The sequence below is a fragment of the Streptomyces sp. NPDC048606 genome, from assembly GCF_040650855.1.
In the GTDB taxonomy this organism is placed as follows: domain Bacteria; phylum Actinomycetota; class Actinomycetes; order Streptomycetales; family Streptomycetaceae; genus Streptomyces.
The window spans coordinates 12,421-37,537 of the sequence record NZ_JBEZIB010000018.1 but is presented as its reverse complement, the minus strand read 5'-3'; the positions used below and the strand labels follow the sequence as shown (position 1 = coordinate 37,537).

Below are 25,117 nucleotides of genomic sequence, written 5' to 3'. Positions count from 1 at the left end.
TCGTCGCGGGCGGCCGGCCGGTCCCGGCGCGGCGTGAACCCCACGCCCGCGCACGTCCCGTGAGGAGGAGTGAGTGATGGACGGTACGGACGCCGGATTCCGGCGCGTGCTCGTCGTGGGAACCGGGGCCCTCGGGGTGGCCTTCCTCCCCTTCTGGATCAACTGGATCAAGAACGCGCACCCGGAGGTCGAGCTGCGCGTCGCGCTGACCCGCTCGGCCCTGCGCTTCGTCTCCGCCGACGCGATCTCCGTGCTCAACGGCGAGGAGGTCTTCGTCGACGACTGGAACGGCGTCCGCGGCACCGCGGTCCCGCACGTCGAACTCGCCCGCTGGGCCGATCTCGTCCTCGTACACCCCGCCACCCTGCACTTCGTCGGCCGCTACGCCCTCGGCATCACCGACACCCCGCTGCTGCTCGCCCTCCAGTGCACCGACGCGCTGGTGGGCGTCGCCCCCTCCCTGCCCCCCGCCGCCCACCGCAACCCCGTGGTACGCGGCCACCTGGACGCCCTGCGCACCCGCCCCGGCGTGGTGCTCGCCCCGACGATCCCGGCGGTCAGCGCGAGCACCGGGGAACTGGAGGACGGCGGCTCCGCGCCCCTCAACGAGCTCTACGACCTCTGCGTGGCCCACGCCCACGCCCACACCCACGCCTTTGGCGCCACCGCCGCCGCCCCCGCCAACGGGAAGGAACCGACGCCATGACCACGGTCGCACCGCGCGCCGCCCGGACCGCGGGCGTACCGGCCGGCTGCGAGACGGTCGCCGAGTACGGGACGGACCTCCAGGTCACGCGCGTGCTCCGGACGCCCGACGGCGCCCACCTGTGGTGGCAGGGTCCCGGCGCGCAGGTCGCGGGGCCGCTGCGCGCGCCCGCCGCCGCCCTCGTCGCCGACCTGCCCGAACCGCCCCCGGGCGCCGCGCTGCTGACCGTCCCGGAGCCCTGGGGCGACGGCCTGCTGCACCGGGTCGCGGGACCTTCGTCCGCCGCCGCCTGGCTGCGGGACTTCCGCCCCCAGGCCCGGGCGCTCGTCGCGCACGCGCTTGCCTCGGTCGGCCCCGCCCTGCGGACGCTGCACGAGGCGCCCGTCCCCGCGCACCGCGCGCCGCCGCTCGCCGCCCCGCCCGGGGTGCGCAGGCTGCGCGACCGGTGCCGCTCGGACGGTGAGCTGCGCCGCCGCACCCTGGCCGTCTGGGGTACCCGGCGGATGGCGCGGCTGCTCGACTGGGCCGACGTCCTGGCCCCGGAGCCGCGGGCCCGGCAGGACGGCGTACGCCCCCTGTCGCCGGTGCACGGCTGGGCCTCGCTCGGGGCCCTCGTACCGCCCCTGAGCCGCGGCAGGGCCGCCCTGCTCACGGGGGAGGACCTGGGCCTCGGCCGGCCCGAACTGGACCTGGGCTGGCTGCTGGGGGAACTCGCGGAGCTGGACTGGACGACCGCCCACCAGGACACGGCGGACCTGCGACGGCTCCTGGTGCGGGCCTACGGCCCCGGCCCCGATCCGGTGCTCGTGGGGCGCGCCGCCGTCCTGCGGGTCGTCACACACATGCAGGACTTCGCGACCTACCGGGGGTGGGACGACGAACTCCTGGACTACATCGCCTTTACCGCCGAGCTGATCGACGAGGAGGGCCGCAGAGCGGTCCCCCAGGGAGTGTCATGACTACTGCGACCCCGACGACCGACGGGACGACGACCGGCGGGCCCGCCGACGAGAAGCGGCCCGCGCTGCTGCGCTTCCGGCCCACCGAGCTGGACACCGTCCCCGAGGTGGCCGAACTGCTCGACCGCCTCGGCCTCGGCGGCTTCGTACCGGACGGCCTGACCTCCTTCGGCGGCCGCAACGACAACTGGGCCGGTACGACGACCAGCGGCGAGGAGGTCTTCGTGAAGACCGTCTCGCGCGGCCCCGACGGCGACAGCCCCGAACTCGACCGGACCCTCGCCTACGAGGCCCTCGCCGGCCGGCTCCCCGCCGACTCCCCGCTGCGCTCCCCCGTCCACCTCGGCGCCCACCGCCCGGCCGCCCTCAACGCCTACCGGCTGCTGTCCGGCTCCCGCTCCGGCTCGGAGATCGCCCTCGACGGCGGCTTCGACGAGGACATGTGCCGCGAGGCGGGCCGCGCCGTCGCCACCCTGCACGCACTGGACCCGGACGGCGCCGACATCGACACCGGCGAGGCCCCGCTGCCGCCGCTGGGCTGGCTGGAGGCCTTCCCGTGGAGCGCGCTCCACGACCGCAGCATGGCGCAGATCGCCGCCTGGAAGCTCGTCCAGGACGACGTCGAGGTCGTGGACGCGCTGCGTGGCCTGCGTGCCCGCGAGGAGTCCGCCCCGCGCACCCCCGCCCACTGCGACCTGCGCTTCGACCAGTTCCTGCTGCACGAGGGAAACCTCTACCTGTGCGACTGGGAGGAGTTCCGGATCGCCGACCCGGCGCGTGACGTCGGCGCCTTCATCGGCGAGTGGCTCTTCCAGTCCACCTACTCGGTCTTCGCCCCGACCGGCGACCCCGGCGCGGACGCCCCCGTCCTCGGCTTCGACCTCACCCACGAGGAGATCGTCGAGCGCGGTTCGGCGAGCCTGCGCCGGCACGTCCCCCGGATCGCGGCGTTCTGGGAGGGCTACGTCGAGTGCCGCACCCCGGATGCCGAACTGGCCGAACGGGCCGTCGGGTTCGCCGGCTGGCACATGTACGACCGGCTGATCGCCACGGCCCAGGCCCACGCCATCCTCAACCCCGTCGCCCGCGCGGCGGCCGGGATCGGGCGCGTCCTGCTGCTCAATCCGTCCGGAGCCGTCGCCACGCTGCGGCTCGAAGCGCCCTCCGGGAGCTCCCGATGACCCTGACCCTGCCCCTTCCCGCGCCCGTGCCCCTCGCGGACGTCCTCGCGCCGCGGCTGTCCGCCGCCCTCGACCTCGTCACCGTACGGGCCGACGGCCTGCGGGCCACCGTCTCCGGGCGGGAGATCACCACGGAGAGCCCCCGCGACCTGCGCGGACGCCTGGCCCACGCGTTGTACGAGGAGTTCCACGCGGGCAACGGCGCGCAGCGCGGCGAGCCCGGCGGGGCGCCCCGGCGCAACCTGCGCGACGCCGACCTGGAGCGTCGGTTCGCGGCCGGGGTGCCGCACGCCTGGACGCCCGCGCGGGCCCGGCTGATCGAGGTGCTCGACCGTCCCGGCGGCGCCCAGCTCGTCGTGCGCATGCCGGACATCACCGCCCGGGTGCCCGCCGACCGGCTCGTCGGCGACCTCGACGCGGTCCGGCCCGGGGACGTCGTCGAACTGGCGCTGGAGGCGGCCCGTCCCGCGCTGTCGCCCGGCTTCTTCTACGTGATGGGCTCGCGGGCGCTGCCCCGCCCCGCCGGACCCATTCGCAGGGTCTTCCTGCACGCCGTCGACGGCGACGCCGCGGCGGGCCTGTGGGAGGCGGCGCTCCACGCCCTGGAGGGGGTCGGCGCGCTCTACCACGCCAAGGCCCTGTCCGACCCGGACGACTTCCCGCGCCGCGACGGCCTGGTCGTGTACCTGCACGGCGCGCACGAGGCGGCCGAGCGCGCCGTCGTCGAGGCCGTACGGGACCTGCCCGGCCGGGGCGCGGACACCTCGCTGTTCACCGAGCGGCTCGCCCCGGGCGTGGCCGCGGCCTGGGACCCGCGGGACCCGCGTCCGGGCCAGAGCAGCATGAGCTTCGGCCAGCACCGCAGCTTCGCCCTGGCCACCGCCCTGGTCGACCACGCGACGGCGGCGGGCGGGTGGGCGGCCGGCGCGGCGCGCGGGCCGCTGGAGGAGCGCGTCGCGCGGGAGTTCCGCAAGGCGGGGATCGACCCGCTGCGGCCCGAGAACAACATCGCCACGACGGAGGGGAACTGATCATGAGCGCCACGACGAAGACGACGGACACGACGCCCACGGACACGACGGCGGCCGAGACGCCGGCGACCGAGACGACGGCCGGCGCGACGGCGGCCGGCGCGACGGCGGCCGGCGCGACGGCGGAGGCGATGGAGGCCACGGAGGCGACCGACGCCGCGACCGAGGCCCCCGCCGACGCGAGCGGGCTCGGCACGGCCATCACCACCGCCTACAGCGACGCCCTCGCCTCCGTCTACGACGACATCTACCCCGGCACCGACGAGATCGCCGAGTACCTGACCACCATCGCCGAGCCGGGCGCGAGCGTCCTCGAACTCGGCGTCGGCACCGGCCGCGTGGCCCTGCCGCTGGTCGAGCACGGCTTCCGCGTCCACGGCGTCGAGACCTCCGAGGGCATGCTCGCCAAGCTCGCGGAGAAGGACCCGCAGGGCCGCGTCACCCCCGTGCTCGGGGACCTCGTCCAGCTGGACCTGGGGCGGACCTTCGACGTGGTGCTGGCGCCGTTCAACGTGATGTGCTGCGCGATGACCATCGACGAGCAGATCGCGATGATGCACGCCATCGCCCGGAACACGGCCCCCGACGGCCGCGTGGTGATCGAGACCTTCGACCCGAGCGACTACCACGTCCAGCGCAAGGCCGACATCACCACCCGCCCCGCCGGCACCCGCGGCGTGGTCATCGAATCGCTGGAGGTGCTCCCCGCCTCGCAGAACATGCTGCTGAACAGCACCCTCTTCCTGGACGGCGAGGCCCCCAAGTCCTCCTCCACGGTGATGCGCTACCTGTGGCCGAGCGAGCTGGACCTGTTGGCGGCCATCGCCCGCCTGGAGCTGGTCGGCCGGTACGCCGGCTGGCAGGAGCAGCCCTTCGACGGCGGCGACAGCCGCAAGATGTGCGTCTCCGTCTTCCGGCCGCTGGCATGAGCCCCCACGACAGCCGGTTGCGAAACGGCCTCGGGCTGTCGGTCGAACCCCTCCCCGGCCACGGCGGCGGCCTCGTATCGGTCGCGCTGACCGTGGCGGTCGGCGGGGACGCGGATCCGGTGGGCCGGCACGGCATGGCCCACCTGGTCGAGCACCTGATGTTCCCGCGCGCGGCGGCCCCCGAGGGCCACGGCCCCGACGGCTCCGACGGCGCACCGGACGGCCACGTCGCCCGCGTCGAGGGCGCCGGCGGGGTCTGCAACGCCGAGACCCACCGCGACCACACCGTCTTCCACACCACCGTGCCCGCCGGGATGCTCACCGAGGTCCTGGCGTGGGAGGCACGCCGCCTGCTGGACTTCGCCCCCGCGCCGGACGTGATCCGTACGGAGGTGTCCGTCATCGCGGAGGAGATCCGCGGTGCGGCGCCCGGCGGGCGGGTCTGGGAAGCGGCCCTCGGCGCGCTCCACCCCGGCGCCCGGGACTGCTTCGGCACGGCCGGGGAACTGGCGGGGGTCACCACCACCGAGGTGGAGGCGTTCTTCCGCCGCCACTACCGGCCGGAGGCGATGGTGCTCTCCGTGGTGGGCGACGTGGACGCACGACGGGTCGCGAGCACGGTCGGCGCGCTCTTCTCGGACCTCCCGGCGGCGCCTCGCGCGCCCGCCCCCGCGCCCGCCGCGACTCCCTCTCCCGCGCCCGGCGCCCCGGTCCGCGCCGGCGCGTCGGCCACGATCCGGACGGCACCGCTCGTCTCCCCCGTCGGCGGTGCCGCCCTGGGCCATCCCCTGCCCGACCCCGTCCGTGACCGCGCCGGCTACCTCGCCCAGGTGGTCCTGGCCGAGGTCGTCGGTCGCGTCCGGCTGCCGCGCCTGGTGCGCCGCGACCCCCGGATCGCGGCGGCCGGCGTCACCTGCGGCCTCCACGGGCAGTGGCTCGGTTCGGCGGCGCCGGACCTGACCCTCGCGCGGTTCGCCGTGCCCCGCCCCGAGGCCCCCGCGTCCGGCAGCGCGAGCGACCCGACCGCCGTGGCCCTCGACGCCTGGCGGGAGCTCCTGACGGAACTGGCCGCGCACCCCACCGACGCGACCGAACACCGGCGCGCCCTGAACGGGCTGCTGCTGGCCTGCCACCGCCGGGCGGACTCCCTGACCGCCCGCAGCGTCTCCCTCGGACGCACGGCCCTGATCTTCCCCGGCAGCGGCGGGCTGGACGCCCTGCCCCACGACCTGGCCCGCGTCACGCCCGCCGAGGTGTCCGCCGCCGCCCGCACCCTGCTGACCGGCCCCTGCTCGGTGACCGAACTCGGAGACGCCCGGTGAACCGCACGACCAGCGACACCCTCCTCGGCAACGGCCTGCGGGTCCTCGCCGTCCGGGCCCCCGGCGCCCCCCTGGCCGAGGTCCGGTTGGTGCTGCCCTACGCGCGCACCGCGCCGGACCGTCTCGCCGGGGCGCGGGAACTGCTGGCCGCCTGCCTCGGGACCGGCACCACGGCCAGCGCGTCCGGCGCGTCCGGCGGCACCCGGCAGGACATCGCCGACCGCGCCGCCGATCTGGGCGCCGAGCTGAGCACCGTCGTCACCGCCGAGTCCCTGGTCATCGCGACGAGCGTGCTCCGCCCCGGGTTGCCCGGAGCCCTCGCGCTCCTGTCCGACCTGCTGCTGCGCCCGGCGTACCGGGAGGAGGAACTCGCCCTCGCGCTGCGCCGCGCGGGCGCCGCCCCCCGTACCCCGGGCCCCCGGTCGCGGCTCCACCGCGCGCTGCTGGGCCACGCCTTCGGGGAGCACCCGCTGCTGTCCCCGCCGCCCGTGCCGCGGGCCTCCACCGACGACCTGTACGCCCTGCACGCGCGGGCCGTGGTGCCCGCCGGCGCGGTGCTGCTGGTGATGTCCGCCGACGAACCCGACGCGGTGTGCGCCCTGGTGCGGGAGCGGCTGGAGGGGTGGTCGGGCGGCCCGTCCGGGCTGGTCGCGCCGCCCTTCGCCCGCAGCACCCCGCGCCCGGGCCGGCTCGCTGCGTCGGCCGTCCCGGCGGGCTCGGACGACCCCGGGCAGGCCCTCGTGCTGTGCGCGGGCCCCGCCGTCGCGGCCGACGACCCCGCGCACGTCCCGCTGCACCTGGCCCACACGGTGCTGGGCGCCGCCGCCTCCTCGCGGCTGGTCCGGCGGATCCGGGACCGGCACGGGCTCGCGTACGCGGTGTCGGCGGAGCCGCGCGGCAACCGGGCGGGCGACTGGCTGGAGATCGAGGCCGCCGGCGCCCCGGGCACGGCCGACCGGATCGCCGGGGAGATCGTCGGCGTCCTGCGCGAACTCGCCGATCGGGGTCCCTCCCCCGAGGAGGTGGAGCGGGCCCGCGCCCACGCGATCGGCTTCACCCGCTTCGCCCTCGCCACCCGGACCGAGGAGGCGAGCGCGCTGGCCGGTTTCGCGGCCGCCGGGCTCCCCCTGGACTGGCTGGCCACCCATCGGGAGCGGCTCGCCGAGGTGACGCCCGACCAGGTGGCCAAGGCCGCCGCCCGCCACCTGGACCCCGACCTCTTCCTCGTGGCCACCCTCGACACCGGCGCCAACACCGACACCGGCGCCGCCGCCGCTGCCGCCGCCGACTCCGACGAATCACCTGCCGAAGCCCCCGACGAAATCCCCTCCCCCGCACAGGAAAGCGACCGGTGGACCCCGTGAACGCACCGCACCCGAGCCCGGCCCCCCACCGCCCCGCCGTCCTCTACCCCCTCCAGCCCGACCACCCCGAACTCGTCGCCCCCTTCGCCTCCCTCGTCCGGCGCACGGGCGCCCGCCGGCTGTGGATGTGCCAGTCCTTCAAGGCCGAACCGCACCAGGTCCTCGCCCACCTCGCGGGACAGGGCCTCGACACCCCGGTCGGCACGAGCGTGACGCTGATGCCGCTGCGCCACCCCTACGAGGCCGCCCTCCAGGCCCGCTCCCTCGCCCTGATCACCGGGCGCCCGGTCGTCGCGGGCTTCGGCATCGGCAATCCGGGCTTCGTCTCCGGGCTGACCGGCAGCCCGTACGCGAGCCCGCGCACGGCCGTGCGGGACTACCTCTCCAGCGTCCGCGCCCTCCTGGACGGCGAGACCGTCGCGCACGACGGCCCGTACCACCAGATGCACGGGGCGCTCACGCCCCTGGACCACGCCCCGGTCGAGGTCGGGGCCGGGGTGCTGCGTCCGGGCATGGCGCGCACGGCCGGGGAGGTCGCCGACGTGGCCATCACCTGGATGACCCCGCCGTCCTACGTGGAGGGGACCCTGGTGCCGGCCCTGGAGGAGGGGGCGCGCGAGCGGCCCGCGCGCCCGCGGATCGCCACCGCCGTCCACGTGGCCCTGACACGCCCCGGCCGCGACCCGCGCCGGGTGGCCCTGGCCGCGGCCGGCTCCCACCTGGAGGTCCCGCACTACGCCGACATGCTGCGCCGCGCCGGGGTGTCCGTGGACCCGCACGACCCGACGGCGACCGCCGACGCCCTCCTGGGCGGGCAGGTCGTGCTGACCGGCACCGCCCGTGAGATCGCGGAGGGCCTCGACGCCTACCGTCGCGCCGGCGTGGACGAACCGATGCTCAACCCCTCGGGCGTGATGCTGACGGAGGGCGTCCCCGCGGCGGTCGCCGACCTGGAGGAGATCCTCGCGGCCTGCGACAACTTCCTGCCGGGCGCCCGGCAGGAAGCTGCGGCCCGATAGCGGCCGAAGGGCCCGCCCCCGCTGCTTTGCTGGGAAGCCCGGAAGACGCGAACAGCGCGTTCCGCTTCCTCCCGTCCACCCCCCAGCAGGAAGAAGACTCGTGAGCAGGGAACACCCGGACCGGCCGGGCGGCGCCAGCGTCGCCCTGTCGGGCATCAGCAAAAGGTTCGGCGACCACCAGGCGCTCCAGGACGTCTCGTTCGAGCTGAGGCCCGGCAAGGTCACCGGCCTGCTCGGCCCCAACGGCGCCGGCAAGAGCACCCTCCTGCGGATCATGCTGGGTCTGGCCCGCCCCGACGCCGGCACGGCCCGCGTCCTGGGCGCGGAGCCCGGTACGGCGCCGCACAGCGCCCGTCGGATCGGTGTCGTCGCCGACTCGATCGGTTTCCCGCCGCGCCTGACGGTCCGGCGGCAGCTGGAGATATCGGCGCGCTCGCTGGGCCTGCCCGCCTCCCGCGTCGACGAGGTCCTCGCACAGGTCGGTCTGGAGGGCGACGCGACCCGTCGGCGGATCCGCGCCTGCTCCACCGGCATGCGCCAGCGCCTGGCGCTGGCCGTGGCCCTGCTCCCGGATCCGGAACTGCTGATCCTCGACGAGCCGTTGAACGGCCTCGACCCGGACGGCATCCGCTGGATGCGCCGGCTCGTCGAACGGTCCGCCGCCGAGGGCCGCACGGTCCTGATGGCGAGCCACATGCTCTCCGAGGTCGAGCAGAGCGTGGACGACATCGTGGTCCTGCGCCGCTCGGTCCTGTTCACCGGCACCCTCCAGGACCTGGTCCGTCAGGGCCGGGGCCGGCTGGAGGACGCCTACTTCGGCCTCGTCGAGGGCTCCGGCCCCGGCGCCCCTTCCCACCTGGAGGCCTCCCGTGCCTGACGCGACCCCGACGGGCAACCCCCTGCGCGACCAGATCTCCGCGGAGATCCTGCGGGCCCGCTCCGGCGCCGCCCTGCCCGGGCTGCTGCTGACCGCCCTGGCCTTCGGCGCGCTCGGCCAGCTCGGCTCGATCTACGCCGAGGCCGACCTCGCCGCGAACGCCGTGGCCTCCTCGCACCAGGTCGTGAACCTCGCAGCCGCCGCGACCCTGTTCGCCTCGCTGTTCGGCGCGCTCCTGGTCACCTCCGAGTTCAAGTCCGGCTCCATCGGCCGCAGCGTGCTCTACGCCCCCGGGCGCGGGGCCGTCGTCGGCGCGAAGCTGCTGGTGGCCGGAGGGGTGGGACTGGTCTACGGGCTGGTCTCGGTGCTGTGCGCCCTCGGTGTCGGGGCGGCCGCGTTCGCCTCGAAGGACGTCTCGCTGGTGCTGGACGGCCGGACGTGGCAGCTCGCGGCGGTCGTGGTCGGCGTGTGCGCCCTGGCCGGTTCCTGGGGTGCGGCGATCGGTTTCGTCGTGCGCAACCAGCTGGTGGCGGTCATCGGACTGCTGATGTGGGGGACGGTCGGTCAGCTGCTGGTGCTGACCCAGTTCCCGAAGGTGGGCCGCTTCCTGCCCGACGGCGCCCAACTGGCCGCGCTCGGCGACAAGCTGACCTTCCCGAACGCCCTGGACGCCCCCTACGGGGCCCTGGTGCTGGTCGCCTGGGGCGCCGCGGCGGCCCTCCTGGCCCGCGGCCTCTTCACGCGCCGGGACGTCTGAAGTCCACCTCCGACGGTGCCTCCCCCGGCCAGGACAGCCGGGTGGGTGCCGGCGGCGTCTGCGCGAGGACCGTGCCGCGCGAGACCACGTACCGGGGGCGGACCTGCCGGCGCAGCGCCTCCTGCGGGGTCGGCGCGGGCAGGAGGACGAAGGAGGCGGGGGCGCCCTCGGTGATCCCGTACTCCCGGGGCGTCAGGCCGAGCACCCGCGCCGCGCGGTCGGTCACCATCGAGAAGGCGAGCGGGATCTCCTCGCCCCCGGTCAGCTGGGCGGCGTAGAGGCCGACGAGGGCGGTCTGGAGGGGGTTGGCGGTGCCCAGCGCGTTCCAGGGGTCCATCACGTCGTCGTGCCCGAAGGCCACGTTGACCCCGGCGGCGAGCATCTCCTTGACCTGGGTGAGGCCGCGGCGCTTGGGGTAGGCGTCGAAGCGGCCCTGGAGGTTGAGGTTCGCGAACGGGTTGGCGACGAGGTTGATGCCCGAGCGGGTCAGCAGCCGCTGGAGCTTGTAGGCGTAGGCGCCGTTGTAGGACCCCATGGCGGTGGTGTGGGAGGCGGTGGCCCTCTCCCGCAGCCCCGACCGCAGGGCGAGGGTGGCCACCACCTCCACGAAGCGGGACTGTTCGTCGTCGATCTCGTCGCAGTGGGCGTCGACGCGCAGCCCGTGTTCCTCGGCCAGCTCGAACGCGATCCCGAGCGAGGCGACCCCGTCCTCGCGGGTGTCCTCGAAGTGCGGGATCGCCCCGACGACGTCCGCGCCGCGCGTGACGGCCTCACGCAGCAGGGCCTCGCCGTCGGGGAAGGAGACGATGCCCTCCTGCGGGAAGGCCACGATCTGAAGGGTCATGACGTCGCGCACCCGGTCGCGGACCTCCAGCAGCGCGTCGAGCGCGGTGAGGGCGGGGTCGGTGACGTCGCAGTGCGTCCGGACGTGCAGCACGCCGTGGGCGGCCTGCCAGCGCAGCACCTCCGTGGCCCGGGCGACGACGTCCTCGCGGGTCAGGGTCGCCTTGCGTTCGCTCCAGCGGGCGATGCCCTCCCACAGGGTGCCGGAGGCGTTGGGCCGGGGTTCACCGGCGGTCAGCGCGGTGTCGAGGTGGATGTGGGGCTCGACGAAGGGGGCGGTGAGCAGGTCTCCGCGTGCCTCGATCAGCACGCCGGTCGCGGGCGGTTCCTTCTGGTCGTCGTGGGGCACCACGCGCGCGATCCGACCGTCCTCGGCGACCTCCACGTCGAACAGACCGTGTGCCGACGGGGGAAGCAGCCGGGCGCCCCGGACGATCATCCGCATGTCCTCAGCGTACGCGGACGGCATCGTGTTTCACGTGAAACACGATGCCGTCCGAGCGGGCGCGGGCGCGGGCGCGAACGTGGTCGTGGTCGCGGTCAGCCCCGCTTGGCCTGTGCCTTCTGCTGCATGCCCCGCGTCTTCGCGGCGACGGACTGGACGTCCCTGACGGCGGCCTTGGCGCGTGCCTCGGCCGCCGTGTTCTTCGCCATCGCGCGCTCGGAATCCTGATGGCCGTGGTGACCGGTACGAGCCTTCTTGGCCATGATCAACACCCTCTCCGGAAACGGTCGGCGTACGCACACCACCTTGCGCCCGTTCGGCCCCGTCGGCATCTCGGCGCGTCGGCGCCGCCCGTCCGGCAAGAATGGAGGGCATGACCAGCGACAGCGATCTGACCCCCGGCGCGACCAACGGCGAGACGGACGGCGCGGCCGGCCCGGGAATGCCCGACTGGGAGAAGCGGTTCAGGGCGCCGCGCGTCAGCCTGCCCGACTGGGCGGAGGACGCCCCGGACCGCTCGCTCTTCGTCTCGAACGCGACCGGCACCTACGAGCTCTACGCCTGGGACCGCGCCACCGGATCCCAGCGGCAGGCCACCGACCGCCCCAACGGCACCACCGACGGCGCCCTCTCCCCCGACGGCGAGTGGATCTGGTGGTTCTCCGACACCGACGGCGACGAGTTCGGTACCTGGGTCCGCCAGCCCTTCGCGGGCGGCCCCGACGAGCCCGCCACCCCCGGCCTGGAGCCCTCCTACTCCGCCGGTCTGGCCATCGGCCGCGACGGCACGGCGGTCGTGGGCCGCTCCACGGACGACGACGGCTCCACCATCCACGTCGTACGCCCCGACGGCAGCGCCCCCTCGGTCGTCTACCGCCACCGCGAGTCGGCCGGCGTCGGGGACCTCTCCCACGACGGGACCCTGCTCGCCATCGAGCACACCGAGCACGGCGACGCCATGCACTCGGCGCTGCGCGTGATCACCCTCGACGGCGCCACCGTCGCCGAGCTGGACGACTCCCGCGGCGGCACCGAGGAACTGGGACTGGAGGTCCTCGGCTTCGCCCCGGTCGCCGGCGACACCCGGCTGCTCATCGGACACCAGCGGCGGGGCCGCTGGGAGCCGCTGGTGTGGGACGTGGCCACCGGCACCCAGGAGGACCTGGCGATCGACCTGCCCGGCGACGTGAGCGCCGAGTGGTACCCGGACGGGTCCGCGCTGCTCATCGCGCACAGCTTCGAGGCCCGCGGCGAGCTGTGGCGCTACGACCTGAGCGCGCGGGAGCTCGTGCGCGTGGACACGCCGCCGGGGACGGTGTCGGGCGCGACGGCCCGCCCCGACGGGACGGTGGAGTACCAGTGGTCCTCGGCGGCCGAGCCGGCCACCGTACGCTCCACCGCGGGCGGTGTGGTCCTGGACCCGCCCGGCTTCCGGCCGCCGGGCTCGGTGCCGGTGGAGGACGTGTGGGTGGAGGGCCCCGGCGGGCGCGTCCACGCGCTGGCGCAGCGCCCGGTCGGGCACGGCGACGGCCCCTTCCCCACGATCTTCGAGATCCACGGCGGCCCCACCTGGCACGACAGCGACTCCTTCCTCGCCACCCCGGCGGCCTGGCTGGACCACGGCTTCGCCGTGGTGCGGGTCAACTACCGGGGCTCGACGGGCTACGGCCGCGCCTGGACGGACGCCCTCAAGCACCGGGTGGGGCTGATCGAGCTGGAGGACATCGCCGCCGTCCGGGAGTGGGCGGTCGCCGAGGGGCTCGCGGACCCGGCGCGCCTGGTGCTGTCGGGCGGCTCCTGGGGCGGCTACCTGACGCTGCTGGGCCTCGGCACGCAGCCCGACGCGTGGGCCGTGGGGCTGGCCGCCGTACCGGTCGCGGACTACGTGACGGCGTACCACGACGAGATGGAGGCGCTGAAGGCCCTCGACCGGACCCTGTTCGGCGGGACGCCCGAGGAGGTCCCCGACCGCTTCGAGGCCTCCTCGCCGCTGACGTACGTCGACGCGGTGAAGGCGCCCCTGCACATCGCGGCGGGCGTCAACGACCCTCGCTGCCCGATCCGCCAGATCGACAACTACGTGGACCGGCTCGCGGCGCGCGGCGCGGTCCACGAGGTGTACCGCTACGACGCCGGGCACGGTTCGCTCGTCGTGGAGGAGCGCATCAAGCAGGTCCGCATGGACCTGGAGTTCGCCCTGAAGCACCTGCCGCGCTGACCTCGGGCCGCTCCACCCCCTCCGGGCGCACGCCGCCCGGAGGGGTTCGGGTCCGCCCCGGAGCGGGGTCCGGTCGGGGTCCCCCGTACCGTTGGTGGCGTGCACCGGTTTCTCCTGACCCCGCGCTGGTGGGGGATCAACGTCTTCGTCGCGCTCTCCATCCCCTTCTGCCTGTTCATGGGGACCTGGCAGCTCGGCCGGTTCGAGGACCGCGTCGGCAGCCACCGGGAGGCGACCGCGGAGCGGCCCGCCGACCGGGCGGCCGAGCCGCTGGACTCGCTGCTCCCGGTGGACACCGAGACCTCGGGCCGCCTGGCCTCGACGGCCGGTGAGTACGGCCGGCAGCTGCTGGTGCCCGAACGGACCCTCGACGGCGCCCCCGGCTTCTACGTCCTGACCCTGTTGCGCACCGATTCCGGGAAGACCGTTCCCGTGGTCCGGGGCTGGCTGCCCGGTCAGGCCGATCCGGCGAAGGCCCCGGCCCCGCCGACCGGCCGGGTCGAGGTGACGGGCGCCCTCCAGGCCTCGGAGAACTCGGGCACCAAGGGCGTGCACGCGCAGGGCGGGCTGCCCGAGGGGCAGCTCGGGGTGATCGGGGCGGCCACGCTGGTCAACCTGGTGCAGGACCCGCTCTACGACGCGTGGCTGACGGTGCAGAGCCCGGCCGACGGGATGACCCCGGTGCCGGCGAAGGCCCCGAACAACACCGGGCTGGACCTGAAGGCCTTCCAGAACCTCGGCTACACCGGCGAGTGGTTCGTCTTCGTCGTCTTCGTGCTCTTCATGTGGTTCCGGCTCTACCGCCGCGAGGTGGAGACCCTGCGGGACGCGGAGGCCGGGCTGCTGGCCACCACCGACGCCGCGGGTGCCGACGCCGGTACCGCCGGGAGCGACCCCGACGGCGCCGCTCCCGCCCCCGCTACGGCACCGCCGGCGCGATGAGCCCCGTCCGGTAGAGGGTGCCGCCGCAGGCCGCCGGGATGGTGGCCTGCGTGACGGGGGCGCCCGCCACCGGCGTACCGGGGGTGTGGGACACCTCCACCGCGGCGACCGGCTCGGGCGACTTGGCCGCGCCCTCGTCCTTCGCCGGGACCCCCGCCTGCCCGTCCTCCGTCGCGCCCGTCGCGGGAGGCTGGGCCGGCGCCTGCTCCGTACGCCCCGTCTCGCCCTGCTGGGGCTTGGCGGAGGGCTGCGCGGACGCCCCCGTCGCGCAGGACTGCGCGGGCGGCACCCAGGCGAAGCGCACCTCGTAGCCGGTGTTCGGCTGGAGGAAGAGGGTCGGGGCCTCGGACGACGGGTCGGGCAGCAGCCCGGTCGCCGGATCGCCGGCCGTGTGACCCGCCACGGTGATCCCGGAGGCCGCCGGCGCGGGGGGCGGACCGGCGGGCACCGAGACGGCCGTCACGGTGTCCGGGCCCGTGACCCTGCACCCCTTGGCGGAGACGTTGGTGACCTTGAAGCTGCCGTAGACCCTGCCGTCGGCCTCGGGCGCGCGGGTGCTGCCCGCCACCCCCAGCTGGCCGGCGGTGCACTCGGGCAGTCCCGGCGCGGCCGCGAACGGCGGCCGGGGTCCCGACCCGGCGCCCCCCGTTCCGCCCGTGGCGCCCGCGGTGGCCGTGCCGTCGGCGGGGCCGGCCGAGGCAGCGCCGGAGGGGGAGCCGCTCGCGCCGGGGGTCGGCCGGCCGGTCGTGCCGCCGACCTCCTGCACCGGCTGCGCGGAGGGGGTGGGACCCGGCTGCGCCGCGCCGCCGGCGCCGTACTGCTGCGGGTCGGAGGGGCCGCCGGTCCGGCCGCCCTGGGCGGTGCCGTGTCCGGCCATCGTGGAGTGGTCGGCGGTGGCTCCGTGCTCGGCGCTCAGGTGCAGCGCCGTGGGGATCCCCGTACCGACCAGCAGGGCCGCCGCGGTCGCTCCGACGAGGGCCCGGCGCTTGCGGGCCCGGCGGGCGGGCACCGCGTGGCGCAGCCGTTCCAGGGCGCCGTCGGCGGGTCGCAGGCCCTCCACGGCCCCGGTCAGCAGGCTGCGCAGCGCCTGCTCGTCGCCGGGGGTGGGGGCCGGGATGCCGGCGGGCGGGGTGGTGTGGTCGTCCCTCATGACTGTGCGGCCTCCATCGCGACCCGCAGGGCGGCGATGCCCCGCGAACCGTACGCCTTGACCGAACCGAGCGAGATGCCGAGCGTCTCGGCCACCTGGGCCTCCGTCATGTCGGCGAAGTAGCGCAGCACCAGCACCTCGCGCTGGCGCCGCTGGAGTCCGCGCATCGCCTTGATCAGGTCGTCGCGTTCCAGTTGGTCGTACGCGCCCTCCTCCGCGCTGGCCATGTCCGGCATCGGCTTCGACAGCAGCTTGAGGCCGAGGATGCGGCGGCGCAGCGCGGAACGGGAGAGGTTGACGACGGTCTGGCGCAGGTACGCCAGGGTCTTGTCGCGGTCGCGGACCCGGTTGCGGGCCGAGTGGACGCGGATGAAGGCCTCCTGGACCACGTCCTCGCAGGAGGCCGTGTCGTCGAGGAGGAGCGCGGCCAGACCGAGCAGGGACCGGTAGTGGGCCCGGTAGGTCTCGGTCAGGTGGTCGACGGTGGTCCCGGCGACGACGGCCCTGTCGGCCCCGCCGGCCTCGACGTCCACCGCGGTCGAGGGGTCCGCGGCGGGGGCCGCCACGGCCTCCGGTATCGCGGCGTCGGCCCCGTCGCGCGGAGAGGGCACCCGGCCGACCGGGAGGGGGGCGACGGGCGGCGCCATGTGGGCGGTCGGCGGAACGGGAACGATCACAGGGAAGCCGCCGCCGGGCAGAAGGGGTCGGCGGCGCGGGGGAAGGATCCCGACGCGCGCCGACGGTACGACTTGGTCCAACAGTGCCTCTGCCACGCCCGTTGGACACGCGTCCCCCGGTCAGGGTTGTACGCGCGGGGCAGAGTAACCAGCAATTTCCCCATTGCCTTCATGCGTACCCGCTCTTCCCGATTGCCCCATTTATCCAGGCGGCAGTCGGGCCATCACCTTGATCAAGGGATCAGGAGAGATCCTACAAAGCGAATTAAGCGAATTCACCCGCGATCAGTTCCGAGATCTGCGAGGCATTCAAAGCGGCACCCTTGCGTAGATTGTCCGCGCACACGAAGAATTCCAGGGCCCGCGCGTCGTCCAGCGATCCCCGCAGCCGCCCCACCCACGCCGGGTCCGTGCCGGCCGCGTCCACGGGCGTGGGGAACTCCCCGGCCGCCGGATCGTCCACGAGGACCACGCCGGGCGCCGCCTCCAGGACCTCCCGGGCGTGCCCCGCGTCCACGTCCCGCCCGAAACGGGCCCGCACGGTCAGGGAATGCCCGATCACCACGGGCACCTGTACGCAGGTCACGGAGACGGGCAGCGAGGGAAGGTCCAGGATCCGCCGCGTCTGCGCCCGTACGGCCAGCTCGTGCGAGGACCATCCGCCCTCGCGCAGCTCACCGGACCAGGGCACCACGTTCAGCGCGAGCGGAGCCGCGAACGGCCCGGTGTCCTCGCCCACGGCCCGGCGCACGTCGCCCGGCTGCTCCCCGAGCGCGCTCCCGGCGACCAGCGACAGCTGCCGGCGCAGCGCCTCGGAGCCGGCCCGGCCCGCGGCGCCCGCGGCCTGGTACGAGGAGACGACCAGCTCGGTCAGCCCGTACTCCGCGTGCAGCGCGCCCACGGCGGCGATCATCGCGGCGGTCACGCAGTCCGGCCCGGCGACGATCCCGCGCGGCCGCTCCCGTACGGCGCCGGCGTTCACCTCGGGCACCACCAGGGGCACCTCGGGGTCCTCCCGGAAGGCGGCGGACTGGTCCACGACGACGGCCCCGCGCGCGGTGACGGCGGGGGCCCAGTGCGCCGACACCTCGGCAGGGGTCAGGAAGACGACCACGTCGCCCGCCCCGAGGCCGTCGAAGGCGTCCTCGGTGAGGGCGAGCACCTCGGTCTCCTCGCCGCGCACGGCCAGCACGCGGCCGGCCGAGCGCGGGGAGGCGATCAGGCGTATGTCGCCCCAGACGTCCGCCCGCTGGGACAGGATCTGGAGCAGTACGGACCCGACGGCCCCGGTCGCCCCGACCACGGCGAGCGCCGGAGCCGGGGCGGACCGGTCGGCGGTCATCGTCCGGTGCCTCCGTAGACGACGGCCTCGTCGCTGTCGGAGTCCAGGCCGAAGGCCGTGTGCACGGCGCGGACGGCCTCGTTGACGTCGTCCTGGCGGGTGACGACCGAGATGCGGATCTCCGAGGTGGAGATCAGCTCGATGTTCACGCCCGCGTCGGACAGCGCCTGGAAGAAGGAGGCGGTGACGCCCGGGTTCGTCTTCATGCCCGCGCCGACCAGGGAGATCTTGCCGATCTGGTCGTCGTAGCGCAGCGACTCGAAGCCGATCTGCGCCTTGGCCTTCTCCAGGGCGTCGATGGCCTTGTGGCCCTCGGCCTTGGGGAGGGTGAAGGAGATGTCCGTCAGACCCGTGGAGGCCGCCGAGACGTTCTGGACGATCATGTCGATGTTGATCTCGGCGTCCGCGATGGCGCGGAAGATCGCCGCGGCCTCGCCCGGCTTGTCCGGGACACCGACGACCGTGATCTTGGCTTCGGAGACGTCGTGAGCGACTCCGGAGATGATGGCGTGCTCCACCTGCGCGTCCCCTTGCGGATTCTCGTTGCTGACCCAGGTGCCCGGCAGTCCGGAGAAGGACGAACGGACGTGGATCGGGATGTTGTAGCGGCGCGCGTACTCGACGCAGCGGTGCAGCAGCACCTTGGAGCCGGAGGCCGCGAGCTCCAGCATGTCCTCGGAGGAGATCCAGTCGATCTTCTTGGCCTTCTTCACGACGCGGGGGTCCGCGGTGAAGACGCCGTCGACGTCGGTGTAGATCTCGCAGACCTCGGCGTCCAGCGCCGCGGCCAGCGCCACGGCGGTGGTGTCCGAGCCGCCGCGGCCGAGGGTGGTGATGTCCTTGGAATCCGCGGACACGCCCTGGAAGCCGGCGACGATGGCGATGTTGCCCTCGTCCAGCGCGGTGCGGATACGGCCCGGCGTCACATCGATGATGCGCGCTTTGTTGTGGACCGAGTCGGTGATCACACCCGCCTGGCTACCGGTGAACGACTGGGCCTCGTGGCCCAGGTTTTTGATCGCCATGGCCAACAGGGCCATGGAGATCCGCTCTCCGGCGGTCAGCAGCATGTCGAATTCGCGCCCGGCAGGCATCGGGGATACCTGCTCGGCGAGATCGATCAACTCGTCCGTCGTGTCGCCCATCGCGGAAACCACGACGACCACCTGGTGGCCGTTCTTCTTGGCATCCACGATCCGCTTGGCGACGCGCTTGATGCCCTCGGCATCGGCTACGGAGGAGCCTCCGTACTTCTGCACGACAAGGCCCACGTGCGCTCCTCGCTCGGTCCGTCTCAATTTGCTGGTGCAGTCTAACGAGCGGTCGCGATCCGACCGCTTCGTACCACATCATGAGACGAAATGATCAGGGAATCGGTTGCCGCGCCCGGGGGTCCCCCGGGCACCGCACCCGCCCCTCACCTGCGTCCGAGGCCGCCAAGCTCCTGCGCCATGACCTGCCCGGCCTGCTCGGCGAGGTCGTCCTCGGTCATGTCCTCGTCCGTGTCCAGGCCGTCCAGGGCCGCCAACGGCTGGTCCAGCCGGACGTGCGCGATCAGCGACTGGAGGGCGCGCAGCGTCGCGGAGGCCGTCGGACCCCAGTTCGTGAAGTAGGAGAACTGCCACCACCACAGCGCCTCGGTGATCCGGCCCGCCTGGTGGTGGATGAGGCCGTGCCGCAGGTCCGCGACGATGTCGGCCAGGTCGTCGGAGATCCGGTGCGCCACCGGCGCCTTGCGCGGCTCGTAGGGGTCGAAGACCTCGGAGTAGACGTCGACCGGCTCCAGCATGATCGCGAACCGCTCGCGCAGGTCGTCCACGTCCGGCTCCGGACCGAGGTCGGGCTCGTAGCGCTCCTCGGGCAGGACGTCCTGGTACGCGCCCAGCCGGCCACCAGCCAGCAACAGCTGGGAGACCTCCAGCAGGAGGAAGGGCACGGAACTGTCCGGGTCCTCGCCCTTGGCCACCTCGGTGACGGCCACGATGAACGACTCGATCTGGTCCGCGATCGAGGCGGCGAAGTCGTCCGGGTCGAGGCCGAGGGCGTGCAGCTGTGCGTCAGACATCGAGAAGTCGCCTTCCTTCAAAGGCCCGCCCGAGCGTGACCTCGTCCGCGTACTCCAGATCTCCCCCGACGGGGAGCCCGCTGGCCAGGCGGGTGACCTTGAGGCCCATGGGCTTGATCATGCGGGCGAGGTAGGTGGCGGTCGCCTCGCCCTCCAGGTTCGGGTCGGTCGCCAGGATCAGCTCGGTGACCGTACCGTCCGCGAGGCGCGCCAGCAGCTCGCGGATGCGCAGGTCGTCCGGCCCGACGCCCTCGATCGGGCTGATCGCGCCGCCGAGGACGTGGTACTTGCCCCGGAACTCGCGCGTCCGCTCGATCGCGACGACGTCCTTGGGCTCCTCCACCACGCAGATGACGGTGGTGTCGCGGCGCGGATCACGGCAGATGCCGCACCGCTCCTCCTGCGCCACGTTCCCGCAGACCGCGCAGAACCGGACCTTGTCCTTGACCTCCAGCAGCGCGTGCGCGAGGCGACGGACGTCCGTGGGCTCGGCCTGCAGGATGTGGAAGGCGATCCGCTGCGCGCTCTTGGGCCCGACGCCGGGCAGCCTGCCCAGTTCGTCGATCAGGTCCTGGACCACGCCTTCGTACAACGGACTGCCTTCTTTCGGGTTCGGGTTCGGGGTCTGGGTCGGGTTCTGCGGGGCCGGGAAACGGAACGGAACGGAAGGGTACGGCTAGAACGGCAGGCCGGGAATGCCGCTGCCGCCGCCCAGCGCCTGGGCCAGGGGGCCCATCTTCTGCTCCTGGAGCGCCTGGGCGTTCTCGTTGGCCGCCTGGACCGCCGCGACGATCAGGTCGGCCAGGGTCTCGGTGTCCTCCGGGTCCACGGCCTTCGGGTCGATGACCAGGGCCCGCAGCTCGCCGGAACCGGTCACCGTCGCCTTGACCAGACCGCCGCCGGACTGGCCCTCGACCTCGGTCCTCGCCAGCTCCTCCTGAGCCGTCGCGAGGTCCTGCTGCATCTTCTGGGCCTGCTGGAGCAGCTGCTGCATGTTGGGCTGGCCACCACCGGAAATCACAGGTACTCACTCCATGCTTCGAAACGACCTTCGGGAACGCTTGGTCAATCCGAGCCTACGTGCTCCCCGGGCGCCGCGCCCTACGCCGGGAGGACCAACTCTTTCGAGTGAGTGCCAGGGCGTGCGCGGGCCTGATGGAGACCTCCTTGCGGGCGGAAAACACGGGATTCGTTGTCCATCGCGTGTCATTCGAAGGTAGGAAGAGCATGCGCACCATTGCGCACACGCGCACCACCACACGTCAGCGCAGGCAATAGGGAGTGCCGGGTGAGTCAGCCGGAGATGCAGCCCGAGGGGCCACCCCGGGACCCCGCGGAGGACGGCGCCGGCGACCTGACCGGCCGGCCGTTCCCCCTCGGGGACTGGGGCGAGCCCGCGGAGCGGCTCGACGAGCTCTACCGGCGGGTGGAGGCCGATGCGCTGCGCACCGCCGAGTGGTACCTGTCCGACCGGGCGTGGAAGCGTCGGGGCGCGCGGGCGCTGCGCGCGGGCGCGGCCGTGGGGGCCGTCACGGGCGCCGCGATGCCGCTGCTGGAGCTGACCGGGTCGGCCCCGGGCGCGGCCTCGTACGGGTACCTGTCGCTGCTGCTGGCGGCGGCCTGCCTGGCCTGCGACCGGTTCTTCGGCCTGACCTCGGGCTGGATGCGGGACGTCGCCACCGCCCAGGCGGTGCAGCGCCGGCTCCAGACGCTCCAGTTCGACTGGGCCTCGGAGAACGTCCGTGAGGTGCTCGGCCCCACCGAGGGCACCGCGAGCGAGGCCGCCGAGCGCTGCCTGACGGTGCTGCGCCGGTTCTCGGAGGACGTCACGGAGCTGGTGCGCTCCGAGACGGCCGACTGGATGGTCGAGTTCCGCGCGGGTCCGGCGCCGCTCGTGATGCAGTCCCTGACCGCCGCCCCGGCCCGGCCGGACGCCCACGTCCCGCCGGCCCGGTTCCCGCTGCCGCCCGGCACCCGCCCGAACATGCCCCGCCAGCGTCCCCCGGAACAGCCCCGCTGAGGCGGGGGCGGCCGGCGCCCGCGCCGCGCCGGCACCGCCCCCGACCGGAACGCCGTACGCGGACCCGCGCACCGGTCAGCTGAAGATGATCATCGACCCCTGGCCGAGGCACCGGGTCGCCGCCGCGTGCAGCCCGAGCCACACGTGCCGCTCCCGCGCGAAGGGGCTCTCGTCGTACGGGATCGGCCCCGCGGGCTCCTCCAGCGACGTCGGCCCGCCCGGCGGCGCGGGCGCGGCCGGCGGGTTCCCGGGGTCTATCCCGATCGCCGGAGCCACCACGGCCAACTCCCGCAGCAGCCCCTGGGCCGACCCCAGCGGGCCGCCGCCGGCGAGGAGCTCCTCGTTCGCCAGGGGCACGGGGAAGTCCACGGGCACGTACGCCCCCGCGTGGTCGTAGTGCCACACCAGGTGCGACTGCTGCGCCGTCGACTCGAACATCTCCAGCAGCTGCTCGTAGTCCCCGCCCAGCTCGTCCACCGGTGTCACCGGCAGCCCGCAGATCTGGAGGAGGTAGGCCCTGCGCAGGAAGTGCAGGGCGTCGTAGTCGAATCCGGCCACCGGGGCCACGTCCCCGCTCAGGCCCGGCATGTAGGCGAACACGGGCACCGACGGCAGACCCGCCTCGCCCAGTGCCTTGTCGTACGAGGCGATCTCTTCCGCGAAGGGGTTGTCGGGGCTGTGGCACAGCACGTCGACAAGGGGGACCAGCCACAGGTCACAGGCCACGCGGGCTCCGATCAGTCGTTGCCGCCGATTCCGCCAGCGTAGTGTGCCGGACACGCTCCGCGAAGGGGTGCGCAGAACCCCGGCCGGGACCGGCACGCGGTGTGACGCGCGGGGTGACCCGCGGGGCGCCGGGCGCGACGCCCGTTCAGAGGCCTTCGGCCCAGTCCAGCCCGTGCTGGTTGTAGGCGCGCACGATGCGCCGCACCTCGTCGGCGTCGGCCCGCGTCACGGCGTCCACCAGCTCGTTGTGTCCGTCCCACAGGGCCTCGCGCAGCTCGCCGGCCCCCTGCAGGTGCGGCACGGAGAACACCCAGCACTGCACCCGGATCCGGTGGAGGAACTCCGATATGTACGTGTTCCCGACCAGCCCGCTCAGTTCCCGCCAGAACCTCAGGTCGTAGCCGATCAGCACTTCGAGCGAACCGCTGCTCGCCGCCCGCCGCGCCTCCTCCGCGCGACGGCGTACGGACACCAGCCGCTCGCCGGCCTCGGGCGAGACCCCGCGCTCGACGAGCCGGCGGAAGATCCCGTCGAGGATCAGCGTGCGCGCCTCGATCATGCTCCGGAAGTCGTCGACGGAGTAGACGCGGACCCGGAAGCCCCGGTGCTGCACCGACTCCAGCAACCCCTGTGCGGAGAGGTCGACCAGCGCCTCGCGCACCGGGGTCGCGGAGACCTCGTACTGCTCGGCGATCTGCTTGACCGTGAACTCGGTCCCCGGCGGCAGACGGCCCGCGAGCACCTCGTCGCGCAGCGCGTCCGCGATCTGCTGGCGCAGCGTGTTGCGCGTGACACCTCCGCTGCCTGGCATAGGGGTCCGTCTCTCCTCCGTAGATCTTCGGACACCTTAGGCCAGGCAACGCGGCCGAAACCGATCGGTTCGTGGTCGTTATGCGGATGTACCAACCGTTATACGGACGATCAGCCGCCGGTGGTGTGGCGGTCGGCGACCGTGAGCGCCTCGTCGAGGAGCGCGAGGCCCTCCTTGGCCTCCGTGTCGGTGGTCGTGCAGGCGGGGACGACGTGGGTCCGGTTCATGTTGACGAACGGCCACAGCCCGGAGGCCTTGCAGGCGGCGGCGAACTCGGCCATCGGCGCGTTGTCCGCGCCGGCGGCGTTGTACGGCACGAGCGGCTCGCGCGTCGCCTTGTCGCGTACGAGTTCCACGGCCCAGAAGGCGCCGAGGCCGCGCACCTCGCCGACGGACGGGTGGCGCTCGGCCATCGCGCGCAGCTCGGGGCCGATCACGTCCCGCCCGAGGCGGTCGGCGTTCTCGACGACGCCCTCCTCCTCCATCGCGTCGATCGTGGCGACGGCGGCGGCGCAGGCCAGGGGGTGCCCGGAGTAGGTGAGGCCGCCCGGGTAGGGGCGGCGGGCGAAGGTCTCGGCGATGGCGCCGGAGATCGCCACGCCGCCGAGCGGCACGTAGCCGCTGTTGACGCCCTTGGCGAAGGTGAGCAGGTCGGGGGTGACGTCCCAGTGCTCGGCGGCGAACCACCGGCCGGTGCGGCCGAAGCCCGACATGACCTCGTCCAGGATGAAGACGATGCCGTGGCGGTCGCACAGCTCGCGCACGCCCGCCAGGTAGCCGGCCGGCGGGACCATGATCCCGGCGGTGCCGGGGACGGTCTCCAGGATGATCGCGGCGATGGACTGCGGGCCCTCGAAGGCGATGGTGTCGGCGAGGTGCGCCAGCGCGCGCTCGCACTCCTCGGCCTCGGTCGTCGCGTGGAACGGCGAGCGGTACAGGAACGGGCCCCAGAAGTGCACGACGCCGGCGGAGGCGGTGTCCGAGGGCCAGCGGCGCGGGTCGCCGGTCAGGTTGATCGCGGCGGCGGTGGCCCCGTGGTAGGAGCGGTAGGTGGAGAGGACCTTCTGGCGGCCCGTGTGCAGACGGGCCATCCGGACGGCGTTCTCCACGGCCTCGGCGCCGCCGTTGGTGAAGAAGATCTTGTCGAGGTTCCCGGGGGTGCGCTCCGCGATGAGGCGTGCGGCCTCGGAGCGGACGTCCACGGCGAAGCCGGGCGCGAGCGTGCAGAGCCTGCCGGCCTGCTCCTGGATCGCGGCGACGACCTTGGGGTGCTGGTGACCGATGTTGGTGTTGACCAGCTGGGAGGAGAAGTCGAGGAAGCGGTTCCCGTCGTAGTCCCAGAAGTACGAGCCCTCGGCCCCGGCGACGGCCAGGGGGTCGATCAGGGCCTGGGCGGACCACGAGTGGAAGACGTGAGCGCGGTCGGCGGCCTTGACGGTCGCGCCGGTGACATGAGGGGTCATGCGGCCACGCTAGAAGTGCGCAGGTGGGGAGGGGTATCGGCGGACTGTATGGGGGTGGGGGGCCACCCTCGGCAGTCTGTCGCGCGAGGAAGGTGGTTGACAGCATGCTGCCGTAATGACAGGCTACTGTCATGAACAGGGGGCGGGTACGAAGCCCCGCCGGCTCGCAGGAACACCGTTCGACCGTTCCACCGTCGGTCCCACCGGACCCACGGGACCCATCGGGACCCATCAGCACCTCGACACCTCGACATCTCGGCTTCACGGAGG

25 protein-coding genes are annotated in these 25,117 nt (G+C 74.1%); 13 read left to right on the top strand and 12 right to left on the bottom strand.

Annotated elements, in window-relative coordinates; all coding sequences use genetic code 11:
• The first annotated feature begins 76 nt into the window (after positions 1–76).
• The 10 genes from lxmD to AB0D01_RS20310 all read left to right on the top strand — a co-directional run bounded on the left by lxmD (position 77) and on the right by AB0D01_RS20310 (position 10,145).
• A complete protein-coding gene (gene lxmD, locus AB0D01_RS20355) occupies positions 77–706 on the top strand; it encodes a peptide terminal cysteine decarboxylase LxmD (RefSeq protein ID WP_363057131.1) in 630 nt (209 codons plus the stop codon).
• Positions 703–1,665 (top strand): hypothetical protein, encoded by a 963-nt coding sequence (locus AB0D01_RS20350; protein WP_363057129.1) that lies wholly within the window; start codon positions 703–705, stop codon positions 1,663–1,665. The genes lxmD and AB0D01_RS20350 overlap by 4 nt, the downstream gene beginning before the upstream one ends.
• Positions 1,662–2,846 (top strand): class V lanthionine synthetase subunit LxmK, encoded by a 1,185-nt coding sequence (gene lxmK, locus AB0D01_RS20345; protein WP_363057127.1) that lies wholly within the window; start codon positions 1,662–1,664, stop codon positions 2,844–2,846. The genes AB0D01_RS20350 and lxmK overlap by 4 nt, the downstream gene beginning before the upstream one ends.
• Positions 2,843–3,877, top strand: a complete 1,035-nt coding sequence (locus AB0D01_RS20340) for a T3SS effector HopA1 family protein (RefSeq protein WP_363057125.1) — start codon at positions 2,843–2,845, stop codon at positions 3,875–3,877. The genes lxmK and AB0D01_RS20340 overlap by 4 nt, the downstream gene beginning before the upstream one ends.
• A 2-nt stretch (positions 3,878–3,879) precedes the next feature.
• Positions 3,880–4,806 carry a class I SAM-dependent methyltransferase gene (locus AB0D01_RS20335; protein WP_363057123.1) on the top strand — a complete coding sequence of 309 codons (927 nt, stop codon included), beginning with the start codon at positions 3,880–3,882 and terminating at the stop codon, positions 4,804–4,806.
• Positions 4,803–6,128 (top strand): insulinase family protein, encoded by a 1,326-nt coding sequence (locus AB0D01_RS20330; protein WP_363057121.1) that lies wholly within the window; start codon positions 4,803–4,805, stop codon positions 6,126–6,128. Before AB0D01_RS20335 ends, AB0D01_RS20330 begins: the two co-directional genes overlap by 4 nt.
• Positions 6,125–7,492: an insulinase family protein gene (locus AB0D01_RS20325; RefSeq protein WP_363057119.1), complete on the top strand. Its 1,368-nt coding sequence runs from the start codon at positions 6,125–6,127 to the stop codon at positions 7,490–7,492. The genes AB0D01_RS20330 and AB0D01_RS20325 overlap by 4 nt, the downstream gene beginning before the upstream one ends.
• Positions 7,489–8,511 (top strand): F420-dependent peptide dehydroalanine reductase LxmJ, encoded by a 1,023-nt coding sequence (gene lxmJ / locus AB0D01_RS20320; protein WP_363057117.1) that lies wholly within the window; start codon positions 7,489–7,491, stop codon positions 8,509–8,511. The genes AB0D01_RS20325 and lxmJ overlap by 4 nt, the downstream gene beginning before the upstream one ends.
• 100 nt (positions 8,512–8,611) lie before the next feature.
• Positions 8,612–9,388 (top strand): ATP-binding cassette domain-containing protein, encoded by a 777-nt coding sequence (locus AB0D01_RS20315; protein ID WP_363057115.1) that lies wholly within the window; start codon positions 8,612–8,614, stop codon positions 9,386–9,388.
• Positions 9,381–10,145, top strand: a complete 765-nt coding sequence (locus tag AB0D01_RS20310; RefSeq protein WP_363057113.1) for an ABC transporter permease — start codon at positions 9,381–9,383, stop codon at positions 10,143–10,145. The genes AB0D01_RS20315 and AB0D01_RS20310 overlap by 8 nt, the downstream gene beginning before the upstream one ends.
• Here the strand turns inward: AB0D01_RS20310 and codA are convergent.
• Both codA and AB0D01_RS20300 read right to left on the bottom strand, forming a co-directional pair.
• The gene (gene codA / locus AB0D01_RS20305; protein ID WP_363057111.1) at positions 10,126–11,433 is read right to left on the bottom strand and encodes a cytosine deaminase; all 1,308 of its coding nucleotides are present in this window, start codon (positions 11,431–11,433) and stop codon (positions 10,126–10,128) included. The genes AB0D01_RS20310 and codA overlap by 20 nt on opposite strands.
• 95 nt (positions 11,434–11,528) lie before the next feature.
• Positions 11,529–11,696, bottom strand: a complete 168-nt coding sequence (locus AB0D01_RS20300; RefSeq protein WP_363057109.1) for a hypothetical protein — start codon at positions 11,694–11,696, stop codon at positions 11,529–11,531.
• Between the two features lie 101 nt (positions 11,697–11,797).
• Here AB0D01_RS20300 and AB0D01_RS20295 point away from each other — a divergent pair, with 101 nt between their 5' ends.
• Both AB0D01_RS20295 and AB0D01_RS20290 read left to right on the top strand, forming a co-directional pair.
• Positions 11,798–13,651, top strand: coding sequence for a prolyl oligopeptidase family serine peptidase (locus AB0D01_RS20295; RefSeq protein ID WP_363057107.1), 1,854 nt, complete (start codon positions 11,798–11,800; stop codon positions 13,649–13,651).
• 99 nt (positions 13,652–13,750) lie between these two features.
• Positions 13,751–14,593 (top strand): SURF1 family protein, encoded by an 843-nt coding sequence (locus AB0D01_RS20290; RefSeq protein WP_363057105.1) that lies wholly within the window; start codon positions 13,751–13,753, stop codon positions 14,591–14,593.
• Here AB0D01_RS20290 and AB0D01_RS20285 read toward each other — a convergent pair.
• The 7 genes from AB0D01_RS20285 to AB0D01_RS20255 all read right to left on the bottom strand — a co-directional run bounded on the left by AB0D01_RS20285 (position 14,571) and on the right by AB0D01_RS20255 (position 20,848).
• Positions 14,571–15,743, bottom strand: coding sequence for a hypothetical protein (locus AB0D01_RS20285; protein WP_363057103.1), 1,173 nt, complete (start codon positions 15,741–15,743; stop codon positions 14,571–14,573). The two genes, AB0D01_RS20290 and AB0D01_RS20285, sit on opposite strands and share 23 nt — an antisense overlap.
• On the bottom strand, positions 15,740–16,441 hold the full coding sequence (locus AB0D01_RS20280) for a SigE family RNA polymerase sigma factor (protein ID WP_363057368.1): 702 nt from the start codon (positions 16,439–16,441) through the stop codon (positions 15,740–15,742). Before AB0D01_RS20280 ends, AB0D01_RS20285 begins: the two co-directional genes overlap by 4 nt.
• Positions 16,442–16,685: 244 nt before the next feature.
• Positions 16,686–17,762: an aspartate-semialdehyde dehydrogenase gene (locus AB0D01_RS20275; protein ID WP_363057101.1), complete on the bottom strand. Its 1,077-nt coding sequence runs from the start codon at positions 17,760–17,762 to the stop codon at positions 16,686–16,688.
• Positions 17,759–19,033, bottom strand: a complete 1,275-nt coding sequence (locus tag AB0D01_RS20270; protein ID WP_363057099.1) for an aspartate kinase — start codon at positions 19,031–19,033, stop codon at positions 17,759–17,761. Before AB0D01_RS20270 ends, AB0D01_RS20275 begins: the two co-directional genes overlap by 4 nt.
• 146 nt (positions 19,034–19,179) lie before the next feature.
• The gene (locus tag AB0D01_RS20265) at positions 19,180–19,827 is read right to left on the bottom strand and encodes a DUF5063 domain-containing protein (RefSeq protein ID WP_363057097.1); all 648 of its coding nucleotides are present in this window, start codon (positions 19,825–19,827) and stop codon (positions 19,180–19,182) included.
• Positions 19,820–20,419 carry a recombination mediator RecR gene (gene recR, locus AB0D01_RS20260; RefSeq protein ID WP_363057095.1) on the bottom strand — a complete coding sequence of 200 codons (600 nt, stop codon included), beginning with the start codon at positions 20,417–20,419 and terminating at the stop codon, positions 19,820–19,822. The genes AB0D01_RS20265 and recR overlap by 8 nt, the downstream gene beginning before the upstream one ends.
• An 84-nt stretch (positions 20,420–20,503) precedes the next feature.
• Positions 20,504–20,848, bottom strand: coding sequence for a YbaB/EbfC family nucleoid-associated protein (locus AB0D01_RS20255; protein WP_363057093.1), 345 nt, complete (start codon positions 20,846–20,848; stop codon positions 20,504–20,506).
• Between the two features lie 267 nt (positions 20,849–21,115).
• Here AB0D01_RS20255 and AB0D01_RS20250 point away from each other — a divergent pair, with 267 nt between their 5' ends.
• Entirely contained in the window at positions 21,116–21,847 is a 732-nt protein-coding gene (locus AB0D01_RS20250; RefSeq protein ID WP_363057091.1) for an SLATT domain-containing protein, read from the top strand.
• A 75-nt stretch (positions 21,848–21,922) separates the two neighbouring features.
• On the opposite strand, the gene AB0D01_RS20245 is transcribed toward AB0D01_RS20250, so the two are convergent.
• The 3 genes from AB0D01_RS20245 to AB0D01_RS20235 all read right to left on the bottom strand — a co-directional run bounded on the left by AB0D01_RS20245 (position 21,923) and on the right by AB0D01_RS20235 (position 24,847).
• Entirely contained in the window at positions 21,923–22,573 is a 651-nt protein-coding gene (locus AB0D01_RS20245; protein ID WP_363057089.1) for a hypothetical protein, read from the bottom strand.
• A gap of 145 nt (positions 22,574–22,718) precedes the next feature.
• Positions 22,719–23,384, bottom strand: a complete 666-nt coding sequence (locus AB0D01_RS20240; RefSeq protein WP_363057087.1) for a GntR family transcriptional regulator — start codon at positions 23,382–23,384, stop codon at positions 22,719–22,721.
• Between the two features lie 110 nt (positions 23,385–23,494).
• Positions 23,495–24,847: an aspartate aminotransferase family protein gene (locus tag AB0D01_RS20235; protein ID WP_363057085.1), complete on the bottom strand. Its 1,353-nt coding sequence runs from the start codon at positions 24,845–24,847 to the stop codon at positions 23,495–23,497.
• Positions 24,848–25,117: the final 270 nt, after the last annotated feature.